This is a genomic window from Bacillus sp. GMa5/1 (assembly GCF_050172015.1).
In the GTDB taxonomy this organism is placed as follows: domain Bacteria; phylum Bacillota; class Bacilli; order Bacillales; family Bacillaceae_G; genus Bacillus_A; species Bacillus_A cereus.
This window is the reverse complement of record NZ_JBNLYC010000078.1, coordinates 1-20,745: the sequence shown is the minus strand read 5'-3', so window position 1 is coordinate 20,745 and position 20,745 is coordinate 1. Positions and strand designations below refer to the sequence as shown.

The following is a 20,745-nucleotide window of genomic DNA, read 5'->3' as shown; positions in this document are numbered from 1 at the left end:
CATTCTTAGAGTATTTAGTCATAGTTCGTTTTTTTACATACTCCATTCATTTCATAGCAAATAAACCGAGTGTGTGTTGCATCCCCCACTAATGATTAAAAACTCAGAATAAAACGAAGTTCACATATTCAAGAAAATACGGGGTGAGGGCATATGAATCAACAAATTGAACAAACAGATTTAAAACGAACAATGAAAAGTAGACACCTATTTATGATTGCACTCGGCGGTGTTATCGGAACCGGGCTATTTATGGGATCTGGTCAAATTGTCCATAATGCCGGACCTGGTGGTGCTATTCTTGCATTTTTAGTCGGTGGATTTGTTATGTATTTAACGATGTTATGTCTTGGTGAATTATCCGTTGCTATGCCAGAAGCAGGTTCATTCCAAAGTTATGCAAGCAAATTCATTTCACCTGGTTTTGGATTTGTTGTTGGTTGGATGTATTGGTTAAATTGGGCTGTTACAGTTGGCGTGGAGTTAACAACTGTAAGTATTTTAATGAAACGCTGGTTTCCAGACGTTTCTTCCTGGATTTGGTGCGTTACATTTGCAGCAGCACTCTTCCTTGTAAACGCTTTATCAGCAAAAGCATATGCAGAAGCAGAGTTTTGGTTCGCAAGTGTAAAAGTCGCGACAATTGTTATTTTCATCGTGCTTGGTGGTGCTGTTATGTTCGGTCTACTAGACTTCAATGGAAAGCCAGCTCCAATGCTTCATAATTTCACTGAAAATGGTGGGCTATTTCCAAACGGTGCATTAGCTGTTCTTCTTACGATGATTACAGTAAATTACTCCTTCCAAGGAACAGAATTAATTGGAATCGCTTCAGGAGAAAGTGAAAATCCTGAAAAAACAATTCCAAAAGCAATAAAAAATACAATTTGGCGAACTCTCTTCTTCTTCGTCTTAGCGATATCAGTTGTTGTAGGTTTACTCCCATGGCAAGAGGCTAATCTAGTCGAAAGTCCCTTTGTACTTGTATTTGATGTAGCCGGTGTCCCATATGCAGCAGACATTATGAACTTTGTTATTATTACAGCTGTATTATCCGTTGCTAACTCTGGTCTATACGCAAATTCTCGTATGCTGTGGGCGATGGCAAAACAAGGAATGGCAAGTCCAGCATTTACGAAATTAACTAAAAAAGGTGTACCGCTAAATGCATTAATTTTCAGCCTGATTTTCGCTAGCCTGTCCTTACTAACAAGTGTATTTGCGGCAGATACTGTCTTTCTAGTTTTAACATCTATTGCAGCAATGGCTGCCGTTGTAGTTTGGATGTCAATCGCCGCTTCACAGTTTTTCTTCCGTAGAAATTTCGTGAAAAATGGTGGCGACATAAATGATTTAAAATATCGTACACCGCTCTATCCACTCGTTCCAATCGTAGCGTTCTCGCTCAATTTCATTACATTTGTTAGTTTGGCTTTCATTCCAGATCAAAGAATTGCTCTTTATTGCGGCATTCCATTTATGATTATTTGTTACATTTTATACCAAGTTAAATATAAAAAAATTGTCACACTTGAACAGCCACGAACTGTCACACAAGAAATAAACTAAATATACAAAATATTCAGCTATCTTTCTTATCATAAGATAGCTTTTTTCTATTTCTTGGATATCCTGGTATAACTTTATTTATCTTAAAATTTTCACAATCACGTTTTTCTCTGGAAAATAGTTTACAATGTAATCAAGTTACAAATGATATTCACCTTAAAAAGTGTGCATTTGTGTCTATTTTTTAACAATATATCAAAAACTATTGCCTTCTATAAATTAATAGGTTTATATTGTTTTATTGGCATAGTTTCAATCCAAGGAGAAAGGAGATTTTCAATCGTGCAACTAAAGAAAGCGTTTTGGAAGTTGGCTTCGCTTCTTCCGTTATCATTACTTCTGTTCCTCGGTGGCTGTGATAAAAAACTCGCAGTATTAAATCCGCAAGGACCTGTTGCAAAAGCACAGTATGATTTAATTGTTTGGTCATTCTTGCTTATGTCATTAATTATCGCAATTGTATTCATCTTGTTTACAGTCATCTTGATTCGTTATCGTGAAAAACCAGAGAATATGGACTATGAGCCACCTGAACAACACGGTAACACATTATTAGAAATCATTTGGACGCTTGTTCCTGTTATTATCGTTATCGCATTATCGATTCCAACAGTAAAAGCAACTTATGCTTCGGAAGAGGTTCCGAAAGAGTCCGAACATATTAAACCAGTGGAGATTTATGTTACATCTGCAAACTGGAAATGGTTATTCAGTTACCCAGAGGAAAAAATTGAAACCGTTAACTATTTAAACATCCCAGCTGGTGTACCAATTCAATTCAAACTGACTTCTGTCGGCCCAATGAATGCTTTCTGGGTACCAGAACTTGGTGGTATGAAGTACACAATGGATGGCATGATTATGGACCTTTATTTACAAGCTGATAAGCCAGGTTCTTACCTAGGCCGTAGCGCGAACTTCTCTGGTGAAGGATTCACTCACATGGAGTTCGAAGTTGAAGCAAAAACTAAAGAGAAATATGACAAGTGGGTTAAAGAAGTACAAGAAACTGCTCCTAAACTAACAGAAGCTAAGTACAACGAAATTGTTAAACCTGGTGTAGTTGGTCGTATGACATTCTCTAGTCACCACTTAAGTTATGTTGATCCAAAATCACTTGAATATTGTGATTACAACTACTACAAAAACAAAAAATAATAGCTATAATTCCAACAGATTGGAGTGAACACAGTGAAGCTTGATGAATTCTTTGTCACAGGTGATCCGATTATTTACGGTGCAGACGCTTCTATCGTTCTTGTGACATTAGCAATCATTTTCGTACTAACAAAGTATAAAAAATGGAAATGGCTTTGGGACGAATGGTTAACAACTGTTGACCATAAAAAAATCGGAGCTATGTATATTATTTCTGCGGTTATCATGTTATTCCGTGGTGGTATGGATGGTTTAATGATCCGTGCACAATTAACATTCCCAGAAACAACTTATTTAAACGCTGAACACTATAACGGGATCTTTACAACACATGGTACAGTAATGATTCTTTTCATGGCAATGCCATTCGTTATGGGATTAATGAACCTTGTAGTACCATTACAAATTGGTGCTCGTGACGTTGCATATCCGTTCTTAAATGCTTTAAGTTTCTGGTTATTCTTTGTCGGAGCAATGTTATTCAACATCGCTTTCGTAATTGGTGGTTCTCCAGACGCTGGGTGGACTTCTTACTTCCCAATGGCAGGTACAGAGTTTACTTCGGGCGTAGGAAATAACTACTACGCAATTGCATTACAGATTTCAGGTCTCGGTACGCTAATGACCGGTATTAACTTCCTTGTTACTATCTTAAAAATGCGTACACCTGGTATGACTTTAATGAGAATGCCAATGTTTACTTGGTCAATCTTAATTACAACAATTATCATTATTTTCGCTTTCCCAGTATTAACAGTTGCTCTTGCATTAATGACATTTGACCGTCTATTCGATGCTCACTTCTTTACGATGGCGAGCGGCGGTATGCCGATGTTATGGGCCAACCTGTTCTGGGTATGGGGTCACCCTGAAGTATATATCGTTATTTTACCGGCATTCGGTATTTTCTCTGAAATCATTAGTACATTCTCACGTAAACGTCTATTCGGTTACAGTGCGATGGTATACTCAATGGTTGCAATTTCTTTACTAAGTTTCGTCGTATGGCTTCACCACTTCTTCACGATGGGTGCAGGTCCAGCAGTTAACTCATTCTTCTCGATTTCGACAATGGCGATTTCGATTCCAACCGGTGTTAAGATCTTTAACTGGTTGTTTACACTGTATAAAGGACGTATTCGTTTTACAGTTCCAATGCTTTGGTCATTGGCATTTATTCCAAACTTCGTAGTCGGTGGGGTTACAGGGGTTATGCTTGGTATGGCAGCAGCTGATTATCAGTACCATAACAGCTACTTCCTAATCGCTCACTTCCACTACGTATTAATCGCAGGTACAGTATTCGCTATGCTTGCTGGATTCACATTCTGGTATCCAAAAATGACTGGTCATATGTTAAATGAACGCCTAGGTAAATGGACATTCTGGATCTTTATGAGCGGATTCAACATCTGTTTCTTCCCAATGTACTTCTTAGGTTTAGACGGTATGACTCGTCGTATGTACACTTACTCTGAAAGTCTTGGATGGGGATGGCTAAACCAAATCGCATCTGTTGGTGCGGTAATGATGGGTATCGGCTTCCTACTTCTTTGCTACAACGTAATTTGGAGTGCACGTCACGGTGAACGTGACACAACTGGAGATCCATGGGATGGTCGTACACTTGAATGGGCAACTCACTCTCCTGTACAACATTACAACTTCGCGAAGCTTCCTGAAATTAAAGAAGCTGATGCTTTCTGGTACATGAAAAAACGCGGAGAAACAGTTACACCAGCAGCAGAAGATATCAAACCAATTCACATGCCAAGTAACTCTGGTGTGCCTATTATTGCGTCTGGATTCTTCGGTCTTGCAGGTTTCGCATTAGTATTTAGCTGGTTCTGGCTTGCAGCAATCGGTGGAGTTGGTATTTTAGCTTGCTTAATCTATCGTTCATTCGATTATGATGAAGGTTACTATATCAGTGTTGATGAAATTAAAAAAACAGAACATATAGCATGAGAGGTGAAATGACATGGCGGCTTTAGATAAAAGCTTACCTTTGGAATATCAATCCGAACAAAGCAGATTGAATATCCTAGGATTCTGGATTTTTCTTGGGGCTGAAATTATGCTGTTCGCAACACTTTTCGCCTCTTATCTAGTCCTTGCTGGTCGTACGGCAGATGGCCCAACACCAGCGCAATTGTTTGAACTTAAAACGCTTTTAATTCAAACATTACTACTTTTAACAAGTAGTTTTACATGCGGTATCGTAATTCATGAAATGCGTAAGCATAACCAAAAAGCGATGCTTGGATGGTTCGTCCTTACATTACTTTTAGGTGCAGGTTTCCTATTCTTTGAGATCGAAGAGTTCATTATGTACATTGGTGAAGGCGCAACAATTCAAACAAGTGCTTTCTTATCTGGATTCTTCGTTCTTCTTGGAACGCACGGAGCTCACGTAACAGGCGGTATCATTTGGGCAACTTGTGTTATTATCCAAATTTTAAAACGAGGTTTAACACCAGTTACAGCTCGTAAAGTATTCATTATCAGCTTATACTGGCATTTCCTTGATCTAGTTTGGGTCTTTATTTACACACTAGTTTACTTGAACGGGATGGTGGCGTAAATGGCTCAAAACAACAATCAAGCAAACGGGCATGCGCATAGCGGATTCCCTTGGTCACACGTTTTCGGATTTATTTTATCGCTTGCATTAACGTTTCTAGCGTTATACGTGGCACTTTACACAACATTGCCACTTTCAACAGTCTTAACAACTATTATCATAATGGCTGTTGCGCAAGCATTGTTACAATTAATTATGTTCATGCATTTAAAAGAAGGAGAAGGAAGAGTTCAAATTCTTACAATGATATACAGTTTCTTCGTTGCAACTGCAACAGTTGGTTTAACTGTATGGATCTTCTTCTCAATGTAATGTACATGAAAAAGACTGCTGAGATTCCTCAGCAGTCTTTTTTTTATCCCCTCCCCTATTACATCCACATTACGGAATTAACAACAGAATCATGAAAAATATACTTATTATGACAAATGTTAAGAAAAATCTTTCTTTATGAAATCGAATCCATATGCGTTGCTTTTCTACCTATTATATGGCTAAATAGGTACTATATTTATTTGAAGGGAGAGAACGCAATGGAACATCATACTTCTGTTCTATCACTTATGGTTGTCGTTGCAATCGCGTTTTTCGTTCCCCTTTTGTTACAACGCTTTAAATTAAAAGCACTTCCTGTTGTCGTTGCAGAAATTATTGCAGGAATCTTTGTAGGTAAAAGTGGGTTTAATATTATTGAGCCAGATATATGGCTTCAAGTTTTATCAACATTAGGATTTATCTTCCTCATGTTCTTAAGCGGTTTAGAAATTGATTTTTCTATCTTTAAACAAAAAGGGAAAAAAAATACGACAAACGAGCCAAATACATTTCAAGTAGCAAGCATTATCTTCTTATTTATTTTCATCTTATCTTATGCCCTATCATTACTATTCGTATGGCTAGGATTTGTAGATAATGCAATGTTCATGACTTTAATTATTTCAACTATTTCTTTAGGTGTTGTTGTACCAACATTAAAAGAAAACAACCTAGGAAAAACTGCAATCGGACAAATCATTTTATTAGTTGCTGTTATCGCAGACTTAGTTACAATGATTTTACTCGCTGTTTTCGTCGGATTAAATTCCGAAAGCGGTCAAAGTATGTGGCTCTTACTTATTCTATTCGGTGCCGGTATTGTCATTTACTTTATTGCAAAACGCTTTAAAAACATTCCATACTTAGATAGTTTAAAAGCTGGTAGTGTACAAATTGATACACGAGCTGTTTTTGCACTCATTTTAATCTTAGTTGGGTTATCGGAATCTGTTGGAGCAGAAAATATTTTAGGTGCCTTCTTAGCAGGTGTACTTGTATCGTTATTATCACCAAATGAAGATATGGTGGAAAAACTTGATTCTATCGGCTATGGTTTCTTCATCCCTATTTTCTTCGTAATGGTTGGTGTAAATCTAGAGGTGTGGTCTATTTTCAAAGAACCTTCTAGCATGCTAATGATTCCAATCTTAATTGTAGGACTCTTTATTTCGAAACTCTTACCATCACTCGTCTTAAGAAAATGGTATCCACGTAATATCGTACTTGGAAGTGCAATCTTATTAACATCGACACTTTCTTTAGTTATTGCGGCTGCACAAATTGGTGAAAAACTGGAGATCATCAGTCCAAGTTTATCTGCCTCTCTTATTTTAAGCGCAGTTATTACTTGTATTTTTGCACCTATATTGTTTAAAAAAATGTTCCCAAAAGTAGAAACACCAAAACCAAAAGTAGCTATTATTGGCGCGAGCAGAATTACCCTTCCGTTATCACTAGATTTAAAACGAGAAGATTATGACGTAACGCTATATATGATGCGTCAAAACAAAATAAATGATGAAGAAGCGAAATCACATGACTTCCCTATCGTGAAATTAGATGACATCACAATCGCATCATTAACTGAACAAACAGCATTTGATGCAGATCGCGTCGTTGTTGCAACAAGCGATGATGAACAAAACTTATTATTGGCAGAACATGCAAAAGAGCTAGGTGTTGAACATGTTATTGCAAGTGTAGAAGATCCACTTCTACAAGAAAAAGCAACGCAAGAACATATCGCTGTATTCTCAACAATTAACTCTACACGTATTTTATTACGTGCACTTATTGATAAACCTAGTCTCGTTCGCTTAATTACAACAGCAAACGAAACAGTACGTGAAGTTGAACTGCGCAGCAATAAATATAACGGCGTTGCGCTTCGCCGCCTCCCGTTTTTAGGTGATGTACTTGTCATTCAAATCTACCGCGGTAACAAAGCATTAATACCACATGGTGATACAAGACTACAACACGGTGACACATTACTTGTAACAGGTTCAAAAGAACATATCGATACACTAAAAAACATATTAGAGTAAAAAAATGCCCCTCACATAATTGAGGGGCATTTTTTTAACTTCATATGGTAAAATGTTACTATCACATATTATGAGGATGGATCACATTATGTCTATTGTAACTTTAGCTCTTTTATTATTAGCAGAAATACTCGTTGCCATTATTCTCATCGGTGTTAGTATTGAGATTTGTAGTTACGGATGGAAAAAATCGAATGGAATAAAATATTCTTGCCTCCTACTTTCACTCCTTCTCGGAACTGCTAGCATACTCGGACTTCTCGCCGCACCTGCTTATTTCTTTATACAATTAACAGAAAAGGCCTTATAAGAAAGGATGTTAATATGATTATCGTGAAAAATATTGAGGGATCTGAAACTTACGTATTACGTCAAAAAATTTTACGCCCCAATCAAACATTAGCAGATTGTAAATATCCTTCCGATTATGAAACAGACACCTTCCACTTAGGCGCATTTATAAACGATGAACTAATTAGTATCGCTTCCTTCTCAAAAGAAATATACCCTGACCTACCAGCCGGTATTCATTATCGTCTACGAGGAATGGCCACATTACCTGAGTTTCGAAACAACCACGCTGGAAGCTCCTTAATTCAGAATGCAGAACAAATCTTACAAGAGCGTCAAGCAAATATGTTATGGTGTAATGGCCGAATTACTGTAGCTGACTATTACAAGCGATTAGGCTTTCAGGAGCATGGTGAAATTTTTGAAATTGAACCAATTGGCCTTCATAAAGTTTTGTATAAAAAGATATAAGAAAAGCTTTCCTCAATACGGGAAAGCCTTTCTTATATTTCAATCTTCTCTTTTTATTTTTTTCATATATATGTATATAAACAAACTAGGAACTAAAAAACAAGCAAACATAATAAGTCCTGTCATACTAATTTCCTTTATCGAAATATCTGGTGTTACAACGATACAAATAGCTAAAATCCCAATAATAATACCCACCGGAATGAATAATAGCTTCATAAAATAACGACGCGACACTCCGCCCGTATGCTCATACACTTCCACTGAATTTTTCAGATTTAAAAAGTTAATAATTATTATCCCGCCCATAAATACCATTAATAAATCCGAAACACTTTCATATCCTGCCCCTTGCAAGACATAGCGGTAAAAGACGATAGCTAGTATGACGATATTTTGTAAGATGAAAGCTAATCTAATATGTTTTAACCCTTCAATCATTAAACGTTCATCTTTCACGATTTTCATCCTACCACTCCTTTTCCTCCCAAAACAAATCATTCAACGTTTTATCTACTGCATAACAAATTTTTAAACATAAATCTAAAGATGGATTGTATTTCCCCTTCTCAATTAAACTAATCGTTTGCCTTGTAACGCCTACTTTTTCTGCTAATTGTTGCTGTGTTAAATCTAACTGAACACGCGCGACTTTTATTTTACTTACAGCCATTCATGTTCCTCCTCCACCTTTATTGTAACATATATATTGCATTATATAATTTATATTTTACGAAACCAATTAAGTTTTCACCTTATCCCAATTGGTGCGGGCTAATACACAGTGAGGATATCCCCTACTGCCTATAGTTTCACTTTATTATACACAAAAAGGGAGCCTCCCATAAGAAGGCCCTCTCCTATATTTATATTATAAGAATAAATGACATCCAAATAAGAATGCAAATAAGTATAGTAATGGATGTACTTCCATCCCTTTACCCTTCACAATTTTCAAGACTGGATATACTAAAAATCCAATTGCGATTCCATTTGCAATACTAGATGTTAACGGAATACCTATAAAAATTAAAAATGCTGGTAACGCATCTTCAAATTCATTCCAATTAATATCTCGAATGCTTTGTGCCATTAAACTACCTACTATAATTAATGAAGGAGCTGTAATAGCGGCTACACTTGATAAAGAAGCAATAACAGGACTAAAAAATGCCGTTATAATTGTTAGACCAACAACTACAATCCCTGTTAATCCAGTTTTACCACCTGCAGCAATACCTGCTGACGATTCAATCGTCGCTGCTGTTGGGCTTGTTCCAAAGATAGAACCTGTAGTCCCGCCAATTGCATCTGCAATAAACGCTTTACCAAAACGCTTCTCTGTATTGTCTGTAATTAAACCTGCTTGTTTAATTAAACCGAGTAATGCACCTGTTGTATCGAATAAAAGTACAAGTAAAAATGAAAATACAACGCCGTATAATCCGTATTCAATTACATCTGAAAAGGCATTGATTGGGTTTGAAACGATGATACCCTCTGGTAAATGAGGCATCGCCACAATTTTATCAGCAAACTTCAATTGCCCTGTAAAGAAGGCAATAATTCCTGTCACAATCATACTAATAAATAATGCACCGCTCACACGCAATGTCATTAATACCGCCGCTAATATTAAACCAATTAAAGTTAAAATAACAGCTGGAGAATGAAAATCACCAATCGTAACTAAATTAGACGGATGACCCACGATAATTCCAGAAAGGCGCAATCCAATAAAAGCAATAAATAGTCCAATTCCACCTGCAATTGCATGCTTTAAACTATCAGGAATTGCTAAAATTAACTTTTGCCTAAACGAAGTAAAAGATAATAAAAGAAAAATAATCCCCGTTACAAATACAGCTGAAAAGGCAACTACATATGTAATCCCTTCTGCCTTCTGTACAACAGAATAAGCAAAATATGCATTCATTCCCATAGCTGGAGCAATAACAATCGGGTAATTCGCGAAAATCGCCATACCTACTGTTCCAACAACGGTTGCAATAATTGTTGCTGTAAACGCTTGGTCAAATGGTACACCTGCATCAGATAATATTTTTGGATTGATGACAAGAATATACGCAAATGTAAAAAAAGTTGTGATGCCAGCTAAAAACTCTTGCTTCACAGAAGTGTTATATTTTTGTAATTGAAACATGCTTATGTACCCTTCCTACACCTGAATTATTATCACACATTCTTTTTCTTACTAGTATGCGAGAAAATATAATACTTAATCTTAACAATCAATAAAAAGAAGGGTCAATATATTCCCTAATAGTTCGAATTTTAAGTTTAAGTCTGACAAGTACAGATGTAGTACAGTTCATTATGATTATTTTTGTAGCATAACAGATAGAAATGTTTTATAATTTGAAATAGTTAAATATTTAGTAAACGCATTCAAATATCGTTCACTCTACAAGGGGGATTCTTCTTATGCAGCACACAAACAAATCTGGAACTTTAAATCGTGGTTTAAAAGAACGACATATTACTTTAATGTCACTGGGCTCAGCTATTGGCGTTGGGCTATTTTTAGGATCCGCTTCCGCCATTAAACTAGCAGGTCCTTCTATTTTGCTAGGCTATATGATTGCCGGTCTCGTTATTTTTTTCATTATGCGAGCGCTTGGGGAAATGGCAATTGAACAACCTGTTGCTGGTTCTTTTAGTAAATATGCATATGATTATATTGGACCACTCGCTGGTTATATTACTGGTTGGAATTACTGGTTCTTATGGGTTGTTACTTGTATGGCTGAAATTACAGCAGCTGGCATTTACATGCAGTACTGGTTCCCTGATATCCCGCGCTGGACTTGGGCATTACTTGCTCTATTATTAATGAGCGCTTTTAACTTCTTATCGGTAAAAGTATTTGGAGAACTTGAGTTTTGGTTTGCTCTCATTAAAATTGTCACAATTATCTGTATGATAGTAGTCGGAGCTGGTATTATTTTATTCGGATTCGGAAACGGTGGTATCGCTACTGGTATTTCAAATCTTTGGTCACATGGTGGCTGGTTCCCAAATGGATTTTCTGGGTTACTACTCTCCATGCAGATGGTACTATTCGCTTATTTAGGCGTTGAATTAATCGGTGTTACAGCTGGTGAGGCTCAAAATCCGAAGAAAACACTCGCAAAGGCAATTGATAACGTATTTTGGAGAATTCTACTCTTTTACGTTGGGGCATTATTCGTTATGATGGCAATTTATCCATGGAACGAACTTGGTGAGAAAGGCAGTCCATTCGTATTAACATTCCAGCAAATTGGTATCGCAAAAGCAGCAGGTATTATTAACTTTGTCGTATTAACAGCAGCTCTTTCTTCTTGTAACGGTGGTTTATTTAGTACAGGCCGTATGCTATATACATTAGCTCAGCAGAAAAAAGCTCCTGAAAGATTTGGTCGTTTAAATAAAAATGGCATTCCAAGCCAAGGAATTGTAGCAACTGCTATCGTTTTACTAATTGGTGTTATATTAAACTATCTTGTACCTGCAAAGGTATTTACATGGCTTACTAGCATTTCAACTTTCGGTGCAATTTGGACTTGGGGCATTATATTAGTCGCTCAAATTAAATTCCGTAAAAGCTTGCCTACTCAAAATAAACAAAAGTTATCATATAAAATGCCTTTATACCCATTAAGCTCATATTTCTCACTTGCCTTCCTTGCACTAGTCTTATGTATAATGGCGTATTCAGAAGATACACGAATTGCATTGATTGTCGGCCCAATTTGGCTTATCGGCTTAGCAATCGTATATTACATGAAAGGGTTTCATAAGATTGATGAAACACCTAACTCAAAAATTAGTTAAGCAAAACATCCCTTCCTTATTACTTGGAAGGGATGTTTTTATATCTATATAAATATTTCTCAACAAAATTCACGGTATTTTTACAATTTTTTAATATTTTTTATGTTTTCCGTCTTTATTTTTACAGAAAAATAAATTACATTATTAAAGCACATATATTTATTATTAGGGGGATTCTTCTATGAAGAATAAAAAATGGATTACATTTTCTTTAGCAACAGCAATTACACTAAGTATAGGGACCTCGTTCATACCGTCTACTTATGCCGAAAGCTCTGTAGACCCAGCTCCTGAAATTGCTGCAAAAGTTGTAAATCAAAACAATGGGAAGAAAGTATTATTTGATAATACACACGGTCAAACTGCTGGGACAGCTGACTGGGTTATTGACGGCGGCTTTTCTGACTTCGGAAACGGCATTGCAAAAAACGGATATCACGTAAAGGAACTTCGTAAATCAACACCTATTACGTACGAAGATTTAAAAGATTACAATGTATTTATCGTTCCAGAAGCTAATATTCCTTACAAAAAATCTGAGCAGGACGCTATGTTACAATATGTAAAAAATGGTGGTAGTATCTTCTTTATTGCTGATCATTACAATGCAGATCGTAATAAAAATCGCTGGGACTCTTCTGAAGTATTTAATGGATATAGACGCGGTGCTTGGGATAATCCAGCAAAAGGAATGTCTAATGAAGAAGCAAATTCACAAGCTATGCAAGGAGTAGAAAGCTCTGATTGGCTCTCTGACAACTTCGGTATTCGCTTCCGCTACAATGCACTTGGTGATGTTTCAGCGAAAACAATTGTATCACCTGAACAATCTTTCGGAATTACAAAAGGTGTTTCGTCTGTAGCAATGCATGCTGGTTCTACTCTAGCAATTACAAACCCAAAACTAGCAAAAGGACTTGTTTACCTTCCAGAAAATCCATCAAAATGGAATAACGCTGTTGATAGTGGCGTTTATAATGGCGGTGGTATTGCAGAAGGCCCATATGCTGCAATTGCAAAAGTAGGACTTGGAAAAGCTGCCTTTATTGGTGACTCTTCTCCTGTTGAAGATGCTACGCCAAAGTACGTTCGTGAAGATTCTGGCCAAACAAAGAAAACTTACGATGGTTATAAAGAAGAAAACGATGCTATCTTATTAGAAAACATCGTAAATTGGTTATCGAATAAAGAGACATTTACAAGTTTAGATCAAGTAAATGGTTTACAACTTGATTCACCTACAGCTCTACAGACATTTGAACAGCCAAGCTTATCAACAGAACCACAACCTGAACCTTGGGGTGCACCAAATGCAGGTTATCAATGGTTTAATACAAATACTTTCAAACCAGGTTCATACGGTTATAATGGTGCGGTAACAACAAGCGACTACGTCGTTACACACCCTAGCATTCTACCAAACAATGAAATTTTCCAAATGAAGATTCAAGTAAACAACTTACTACCTAATACAACTTATAACAACTATTCTTTAGGTATCTTCACTACTGGAGGAACACAAGTGGCTAAAGTACAAAATGCAAACGGCACTTGGCCATCTACTTTTGGATATAGTAGTGCATTTTCTTTCACAACAAACAGCTTAGGCTCTGCTGAGAAAGTTGTAAATGTACAGATTGATTCAAATACAATTGGACAAGCAACGCTTCGTCTACGCCAAAATACAACAACGAAATATAATGAAACTGTAACAATTAATAAGAAATAATAAAAAAGGCAATCCATACATGGATTGCCTTCTTCTCACTTCTCTTCCTTCGAGAAAAACATTCTTGAAATAACGATACCTATACTACCGACGATTAGGAATAACACTGCCCTAATCATCATCGATACCTCTGGTAAGTCAAGTAAGAATAACTTCCCTACCGTTACGACTAAAACGACTAAACCAGCATATAATATTTCATTCATATTTCTATTTCTTCCAAACCAAACCGCAAATAATGCATATACCATCCATAATAACGATACTGATACACTAATTACGCTTCCATCTGTAGATAAAACTTCACCGATTCTCGTAATTGTAATAAATACAATTATCATAAACCAATAGAGCACTATAGAATACATATATTTGCCGAAGCTCGCTAATACTTCTTTCGCTTCTCTCATGCAATAATAGAACGTTCCTATTAAAATAAGATGAGCAACAAAGCCTGCCGAAATAAATTGATCAAACGGGCTAAAAATAGTCTGTATCATTCCAATTGCGTAAACCGTCGCACTAACATACAATTTTATCTGTTGTTTTACTTTAATAGAAGTGACCATGCCGAGGAAACCTTGTAATAATAGTACAATCGCTGCATTCACTAAACTATACTCATATAAAATTGCTAAACTAAATGCTCCCATTACGAAACCAAATAAGAGATTTGTAAATGTAGAATGTCTATTTTTCCTATATTCAAATACGAACATAGCGGCATGCACGATTGCACTAATAATTAATCCCCATGTTGTAAAATCAGGTATTTTTGAAATAGCTAGTATAAAGAACACTGCATTTGCACTAAATATCGCCAAACGTGGTTCTAATATAAAACTTCTCTCCGTAAACATATGCCAAAATAATAGTAAATGAATCAAACCATATACAATCGTTAACTGTATTTGCAAGTTCTCTACTAACATTGACATAACAGCAAAGAAAACGAAAAGGACAATGGCAGCAACAGCGTAAGAAATCATATATAAGTATTTATAACGATTTTTCAACGCATACCATAATAAACTAAGTGTTAATACTGTCTCATATCCAAAGAAAATATAAGGATTAGGAGTCGTACTATTTAACAAGAATGGTACGAAGAACGCTCCGACCGCTACGAAAATAGTGAGATATTCCGATTGATATCTTTTCGCTAAATAAATACCTAAAATAACCCATGCAATATTACAGAGAAACGCGACACTTGCCGGAATAAATCCATATAAATAATGTGCTGCAAACGTTGTTAGAACAATCCCGGTAATACTTCCTCCAGCTAATACTAACCCTAACGCCTGCCGCTCTCTTTTAATTTGAATATCTCCTATATAATACAATCCGATAGATAATACGATACCAAACACAATTCGTATCGCTGGTGTTAATAAGCCAGCATCTACCCCTGCTTTAAATAACCAGATCACTCCAAGCAACATAATACCGACAAATACACGCGGTAACCATGTTTGACAAAACTTAATAATATTAAATGGCTCTGGTTTAAAAGCAGATATATCTACTTGTTTTACCTGACGTTCTTGCAAAGGCTCTTTTATCTTAACTATTTCTTCTTTTGGCTTTTCCTCCATTATCGTTTCAATATATTCTTTCTTGTTCTTACTAACACGTTGCTGAGCGTTTTCTACTTCTATTTCCCTTTGCTTTACTTTTAATTCAGCAAGTGCTTCTTGAATTGTTTCAATTGCCGTTTCGAGTGCTTCTATTTTCTTATCCAAATCCTTCTTCATACGCTCCCCCCTTATTCGTAACTCTCATTAAACCTATATATTACCAATTATCTTTATCATACTCTTAGTCTATTCATTTTCAATAGTATTTTTCCAAAAAAAGAAAGGTGTCTTCCCAAAATAGGAAAACACCTTTTTACTCATTTATTCTTATTTAGAAAAATGCTAACGATAAAACCAAGACACATGCCTACAATAGCTGGAACAATCCACCCAACACCTTCTGTATAAAACGGGATGTATTTTAATGCTGACGTCCACTGATTCATCATTACATTTTTATTTAAAATATCAATTGCACTAAATATCGCTACAACCAAAACAGTTACTGCATATACGTATGCATACTTTCCAATATACTGATGGAATAACCCTAGAATAATAAGCGTTAACGCAATTGGATAAATAAATCCAAGAATTGGTACTGATACTTTTAAAATTTGCGTTAACCCTAAATTAGCTAAAATCATACTAACAACGCTTACTATAAATGCCCACAATTTATAAGATACTTTCGGAAATGCACTCGCAAAAAATTGACTACAAGACGTAACAAGTCCAATTGAAACACATAAACACGCGATAGTAAAAATAAGACCTAATAAAACGACTCCGCCCTGTCCAAATAATGTAATCATAACTTGTGCTAACACTTTCGCACCGTTATCGAATGTTCCTAATGAGCCACTAATTGCCCCCACATATCCAAGGATGACATAAATAATCGATAATAATAATCCTGCCCCAATGCCAGCAATACTCATATATTTCGCTAAACCTTTATCATCTTCAATACCCTTTGCACGTAATGCATTTGCAATAACAATTCCAAAGATTAAAGCAGCTAACGCATCCATTGTTAAATATCCATCTAAAAACCCTTGAAACATAGGAGCTTGTCCATAGTTCCCTATTGGTTCTTTCATATCTCCTACCGTTGTAAACATACTCTTTATAAAAATGAGTGCAATCATACATAATAATAACGGCGTCAAGACTTTTCCAAACAACCCCATTAATTTAGATGGGGATAAACTTAACCAGTAAACAATACTAAAGAAAATAACTGTGTAAAACAACAATAATCCGTTTCCTGCTTCAGGGAATAACTGACCTGGCCCCATTTCAAAAGCTAAACTTCCCGCACGTGGTATACCAAGCCCAGGTCCAATAAATACATACACGATACATGGAAAAATAATTGCAAATGAAGAATGAACCCTACCCGCTAACGTTTGAAAACTTCCTGCTTTTGCAATGGAGATAACACCTAATATAGGAAGACCTGTTGCTGATATAATAAATCCTACTAATGAAATCCAAACATGTTCTCCTGCTTCATATCCAAGGAAAGGTGGAAATATCAGATTCCCTGCTCCAAAGAACATAGAGAATAACATAAGGCTAATAAGTAAAATTTCTTTTTTCTGTAACAATTTCATTTCTTTCTCCTTCTTTAATTTCATCTTTTATGAAATCAATTTCACATATAAAAAGTACAATAACCCGCTTCCTTACAAAGAAAACATAGTCCATAGTCTATCACAAAAGAAACACCCATTCTATAGCTATTCCTCTTTTCCAATTTCTTCTGAAAAATCAACCTTTATTGACTTATAATAGTTAATAAGGTAAAATATTAAATGTACAAAATTATTAACTTTGTTTTTGTTTGTGTCAGGAGGAAAATAACATGGAATCAGCGATACAACTAGAAAGAGAACAACAAAGAAAAAAGAAACATCCTCCAGGTTTATACTTACTCTTCTTTACAGAAATGTGGGAAAGATTTAGTTACTATGGATTACGAGGATTATTAACATTATATTTAACGACAGCTTTAGTAAGCGGTGGTCTTGGGTTTAGTCCCGCATGGGCACTCTCTATTTACGGATTTTATACTGGAGCCTGTTATTTCACACCAATGATTGGTGGCTACTTAACAGACCGTTTTCTAGGTAGACGAAAAGCAATCACAATTGGTGGTATAACAATGGCAATCGGTAACCTTACACTATTTGCCTTGCAAAACCAATTAGGCCTATACCTCGGATTAGCGCTTATTATTATAGGTAACGGATTCTTCAAACCGAACATCTCTACACTGGTTGGAGAATTATACGAAGAGAACGATCCAAAACGTGATAGTGCATTTACCATTTTCTATATGGGTATTAACGTCGGGTCATTTTTAGCTCCACTCGTTTGCGGATTTTTATCAGAAAATTTATTCAAAACAACAGTTGATGGCGTTGTACATTACGGATTCCGTTACGGTTTCTTAGCCGCTTCAATCGGAATGATCATTGGACAAATTTTATTTACAACACTATCAAATCGCTTCCTTGGTAATATCGGTAAAAAACCAACTCGTGATTTACAAACAGCTGCTGGACAACCATCGGTAGGAGATACACCGTTAACAAAAAAAGAAAAACAACGTACCGCAGTTATCGTCATTTTAACATGCTTCGTTGTCTTCTTCTGGGCTGGCTTTGAACAAGCTGGTAGCTCATTAACATTATATACAAACAAATTTGTAGACCGCTCTGTGTTCGGATGGGAAGTTCCAACATCTTGGTTCCAATCGGTCAATCCATTATTTATTATTTTACTTGCTCCAGTCATTTCTGCATTATGGGCAAAACTTGCAACTCGCAAGCAGGGTGATTTAAAAATCCCAACTAAAATGGGACTTGGTATGATCTTACTCGGTATCGGTTATATCATTCTCGTTATCGCTACATTAAAAACAGGTAGTGATGAACATAACATTACAGAAAAAGCAAACTTACTGTTTATCGTCTTTACGTATCTTTTCCATACGTTAGGTGAGCTATTCTTATCACCTGTCGGACTATCAATGGTTAGTGCGCTTGCTCCGGTAAAATTAGCATCTTTATTAATGGGTGTATGGCTAGCAAGTTCAGGTATCGCCAACATTTTAGGCGGACAACTTGCAAGCTTCACAACTTCACTTGGATACGCTGAAGTATTCACAGTTATTGGCGCTGTAGCAATTGTATTAGGCTGTGTTTTATTATTAATTTCTAAGAAATTAGTGAAATGGATGGATTAAAAAAGATGAGGAATTTCTCCTCATCTTTTTTATGCTGTTTTACCTTTTTCTATTGCTTGTTCGTACAGCTCTTTATGTTCTTTATATTCACTTGGTACGAAACTCTTATAGAAGAATGAGAACCAGCTGTCTCCTTTTTTATACCCTTCTTCTCGAATTTCCGCTGCTTTTTTATTCGATTTAAATCCTTCAGTAAACCATTTCTTTAACAATTCATTTCGTTCATACTTAGCAGGAACTTTTAAATCATAGTTTTCAAATGCATACTTATAGCCAGCCTTTTCTACTGCCTTTTTTGTAGACTTATAGCCTTTTTCATACGCTGTTTCATATGCCTTCACGTATACTTCTTTCTCTCTATTTCCAGGATTCTTTTCAGCTAGTTCTTTCCCTGTCTTTTCCCCTAATTTAGCTTGCTCTTTTTCAATTTTTTCTGTTCTTTCTTTATTCCCTACTTTGAATCCGTCTGCAAAGTTTACCTTAAACTCTGGAGCAACTTGACTATCGTCCATTGTCTCTTGTGCTAAACCTTGTTCTTTTCCTTTTTCAAAATGCGTTTTCTTCTGCTCTTCTAAAGACCATGCGGCTACATAAGTCGCTTTAAACGCTTGTTTATATGCATCAGATTTTCCAGCTACATGCACTTCTGCATCATTTTTTCCTGCTTTAAAATCAGTTTCTCCATTCTTTTGACCTTCAAGTTGACCTTTTTCCATATCAGCTTGGCGCTGCGCTTCCTCTTGCTTACGTGCCTCTTCAGCTTTTCTTTGTTCCTCGGCTACACGTTGTCTCTCTTCTTCAGCTTTACGCTGTGCTTCTGCAGCACGTTGTTTTTCAGCCTCAGTATTGCGCTGTGCTTCTGCTTGTCTCTCAGCTTCTACAGCACTATTATTATTCTGACTAGGAGCTGGGCTCGTTGCGCCACTACTAGAAGCTGGTTTATTGTGATAATGATATTCCCCGTACTGTAATCCCCACTTCTCACAATTTGTACGACACGTATGTCCGCCATTAGCATCTGTACGCCCTGGATGCGCATAAGCTGAAATTGGAGCTACCAATAACGCTATACTCGTTGTTAAAAGAAGTTTCTTCACCTGTTGTCTCACTCTTGTTCCTCCCAAAATATAGAATTCTAAATTTATTATACATAAATAGAAGAATAATTAAATACAAACCGAAATATTCTATTATTTCTCAACATTAGTAAAAAAGAAGGGGAACTCTTTAAAGAGTTCCCCTTCTTTTTTACTTCTTCGCCTTCGTTCCTACTAAATCACCAGCAACAACATAACGCTTAGAATTGTCCTTTACAGATACACATGTAATAAGCGTTATCTCATCTTTCCCATGATCCTCTACAACTTCCCACTTATCAGGAGTCACTTCAGATACACCAGTAACCGCATACTCATATTCATTTTCATTGTCATACAAATAAATTTTATCGCCTTTTTTCAAAGAAGCTATATCACTAAATAAAACACCTTTTTTAGACATATTATGTCCTGCTAATGCGTAATTTCCTTTTCCCATAACTTGATTCTCTTTTACTGTCGCTGCACCTGATAATAAGTTTTTTTCAGTAGAAGCTTTTAAAACAGGCAGTTCTACTGAAACACTTGGAATCGAAATACGACCAATTACTTGTTTCTTATCTAATGATGCATTCGCTACTTCCGCCAAGTCTGGTTGATTAATTTTGGAAGCATCTACAAATTCCGTCTCATGCTTTTCATAATCCATCTTTTGAACAGCCTGCACATTTTCAGTCTGTTTCTTTTCAGCCTGATATCCATCATAAAATGGCTTTCCAATTAACACGCCACCTACAACAAATAGCAGAATTGCTACTATACTATAAATTCTTTGCTTATTCATACACAGTTCCTTTCCCTTACAAAATC

General features: G+C 36.2%; 18 protein-coding genes. 11 read left to right on the top strand and 7 right to left on the bottom strand.

Going from position 1 to position 20,745, the window contains the following annotated elements; genetic code table 11:
- The first annotated feature begins 153 nt into the window (after positions 1–153).
- The 8 genes from ACQGSG_RS17805 to ACQGSG_RS17770 all read left to right on the top strand — a co-directional run bounded on the left by ACQGSG_RS17805 (position 154) and on the right by ACQGSG_RS17770 (position 8,436).
- Positions 154–1,569, top strand: coding sequence for an amino acid permease (locus tag ACQGSG_RS17805; protein WP_001075749.1), 1,416 nt, complete (start codon positions 154–156; stop codon positions 1,567–1,569).
- A 282-nt stretch (positions 1,570–1,851) separates the two neighbouring features.
- Entirely contained in the window at positions 1,852–2,727 is an 876-nt protein-coding gene (locus ACQGSG_RS17800) for a cytochrome aa3 quinol oxidase subunit II (protein ID WP_001176162.1), read from the top strand.
- A gap of 33 nt (positions 2,728–2,760) precedes the next feature.
- On the top strand, positions 2,761–4,695 hold the full coding sequence (gene qoxB, locus ACQGSG_RS17795; RefSeq protein WP_000762367.1) for a cytochrome aa3 quinol oxidase subunit I: 1,935 nt from the start codon (positions 2,761–2,763) through the stop codon (positions 4,693–4,695).
- 13 nt (positions 4,696–4,708) lie between these two features.
- Positions 4,709–5,311 carry a cytochrome aa3 quinol oxidase subunit III gene (gene qoxC, locus ACQGSG_RS17790; protein ID WP_000729318.1) on the top strand — a complete coding sequence of 201 codons (603 nt, stop codon included), beginning with the start codon at positions 4,709–4,711 and terminating at the stop codon, positions 5,309–5,311.
- Positions 5,312–5,623 (top strand): cytochrome aa3 quinol oxidase subunit IV, encoded by a 312-nt coding sequence (qoxD, locus tag ACQGSG_RS17785; protein ID WP_000068425.1) that lies wholly within the window; start codon positions 5,312–5,314, stop codon positions 5,621–5,623.
- Between the two features lie 221 nt (positions 5,624–5,844).
- On the top strand, positions 5,845–7,674 hold the full coding sequence (locus tag ACQGSG_RS17780; RefSeq protein WP_000399972.1) for a monovalent cation:proton antiporter family protein: 1,830 nt from the start codon (positions 5,845–5,847) through the stop codon (positions 7,672–7,674).
- Between the two features lie 52 nt (positions 7,675–7,726).
- Positions 7,727–7,984 (top strand): DUF4022 family protein, encoded by a 258-nt coding sequence (locus ACQGSG_RS17775; protein WP_044129536.1) that lies wholly within the window; start codon positions 7,727–7,729, stop codon positions 7,982–7,984.
- Positions 7,985–7,998: 14 nt separating this feature from the next.
- Positions 7,999–8,436, top strand: a complete 438-nt coding sequence (locus ACQGSG_RS17770) for a GNAT family N-acetyltransferase (RefSeq protein WP_000587679.1) — start codon at positions 7,999–8,001, stop codon at positions 8,434–8,436.
- A 39-nt stretch (positions 8,437–8,475) separates the two neighbouring features.
- Here the strand turns inward: ACQGSG_RS17770 and ACQGSG_RS17765 are convergent, their stop codons facing one another.
- The 3 genes from ACQGSG_RS17765 to ACQGSG_RS17755 all read right to left on the bottom strand — a co-directional run bounded on the left by ACQGSG_RS17765 (position 8,476) and on the right by ACQGSG_RS17755 (position 10,600).
- The gene (locus ACQGSG_RS17765; RefSeq protein ID WP_000706629.1) at positions 8,476–8,904 is read right to left on the bottom strand and encodes a hypothetical protein; all 429 of its coding nucleotides are present in this window, start codon (positions 8,902–8,904) and stop codon (positions 8,476–8,478) included.
- Position 8,905: 1 nt separating this feature from the next.
- Positions 8,906–9,109 carry a helix-turn-helix transcriptional regulator gene (locus ACQGSG_RS17760; protein WP_000301183.1) on the bottom strand — a complete coding sequence of 68 codons (204 nt, stop codon included), beginning with the start codon at positions 9,107–9,109 and terminating at the stop codon, positions 8,906–8,908.
- Between the two features lie 198 nt (positions 9,110–9,307).
- The gene (locus ACQGSG_RS17755; RefSeq protein ID WP_000487197.1) at positions 9,308–10,600 is read right to left on the bottom strand and encodes an NCS2 family permease; all 1,293 of its coding nucleotides are present in this window, start codon (positions 10,598–10,600) and stop codon (positions 9,308–9,310) included.
- Between the two features lie 281 nt (positions 10,601–10,881).
- On the opposite strand from ACQGSG_RS17755, the gene ACQGSG_RS17750 reads away from it, so the two are divergent.
- Positions 10,882–12,273 (top strand): amino acid permease, encoded by a 1,392-nt coding sequence (locus ACQGSG_RS17750; protein ID WP_001164895.1) that lies wholly within the window; start codon positions 10,882–10,884, stop codon positions 12,271–12,273.
- A gap of 181 nt (positions 12,274–12,454) precedes the next feature.
- Positions 12,455–14,002: a DNA-binding protein gene (locus ACQGSG_RS17745; protein WP_000791508.1), complete on the top strand. Its 1,548-nt coding sequence runs from the start codon at positions 12,455–12,457 to the stop codon at positions 14,000–14,002.
- Between the two features lie 35 nt (positions 14,003–14,037).
- On the opposite strand, the gene ACQGSG_RS17740 is transcribed toward ACQGSG_RS17745, so the two are convergent.
- Positions 14,038–15,759 carry a DUF2339 domain-containing protein gene (locus tag ACQGSG_RS17740; RefSeq protein ID WP_098877485.1) on the bottom strand — a complete coding sequence of 574 codons (1,722 nt, stop codon included), beginning with the start codon at positions 15,757–15,759 and terminating at the stop codon, positions 14,038–14,040.
- A gap of 140 nt (positions 15,760–15,899) precedes the next feature.
- Positions 15,900–17,201, bottom strand: coding sequence for a branched-chain amino acid transport system II carrier protein BrnQ1 (gene brnQ1 / locus ACQGSG_RS17735; RefSeq protein ID WP_000771689.1), 1,302 nt, complete (start codon positions 17,199–17,201; stop codon positions 15,900–15,902).
- Between the two features lie 251 nt (positions 17,202–17,452).
- Here brnQ1 and ACQGSG_RS17730 point away from each other — a divergent pair, with 251 nt between their 5' ends.
- Positions 17,453–18,838 (top strand): peptide MFS transporter, encoded by a 1,386-nt coding sequence (locus ACQGSG_RS17730; RefSeq protein ID WP_000443143.1) that lies wholly within the window; start codon positions 17,453–17,455, stop codon positions 18,836–18,838.
- 29 nt (positions 18,839–18,867) lie between these two features.
- Here the strand turns inward: ACQGSG_RS17730 and ACQGSG_RS17725 are convergent, their stop codons facing one another.
- Entirely contained in the window at positions 18,868–19,947 is a 1,080-nt protein-coding gene (locus ACQGSG_RS17725) for a YHYH domain-containing protein (protein WP_048568083.1), read from the bottom strand.
- 139 nt (positions 19,948–20,086) lie between these two features.
- Positions 20,087–20,719: a class A sortase gene (locus tag ACQGSG_RS17720; protein ID WP_001041724.1), complete on the bottom strand. Its 633-nt coding sequence runs from the start codon at positions 20,717–20,719 to the stop codon at positions 20,087–20,089.
- Between the last annotated feature and the right edge of the window lie 26 nt (positions 20,720–20,745).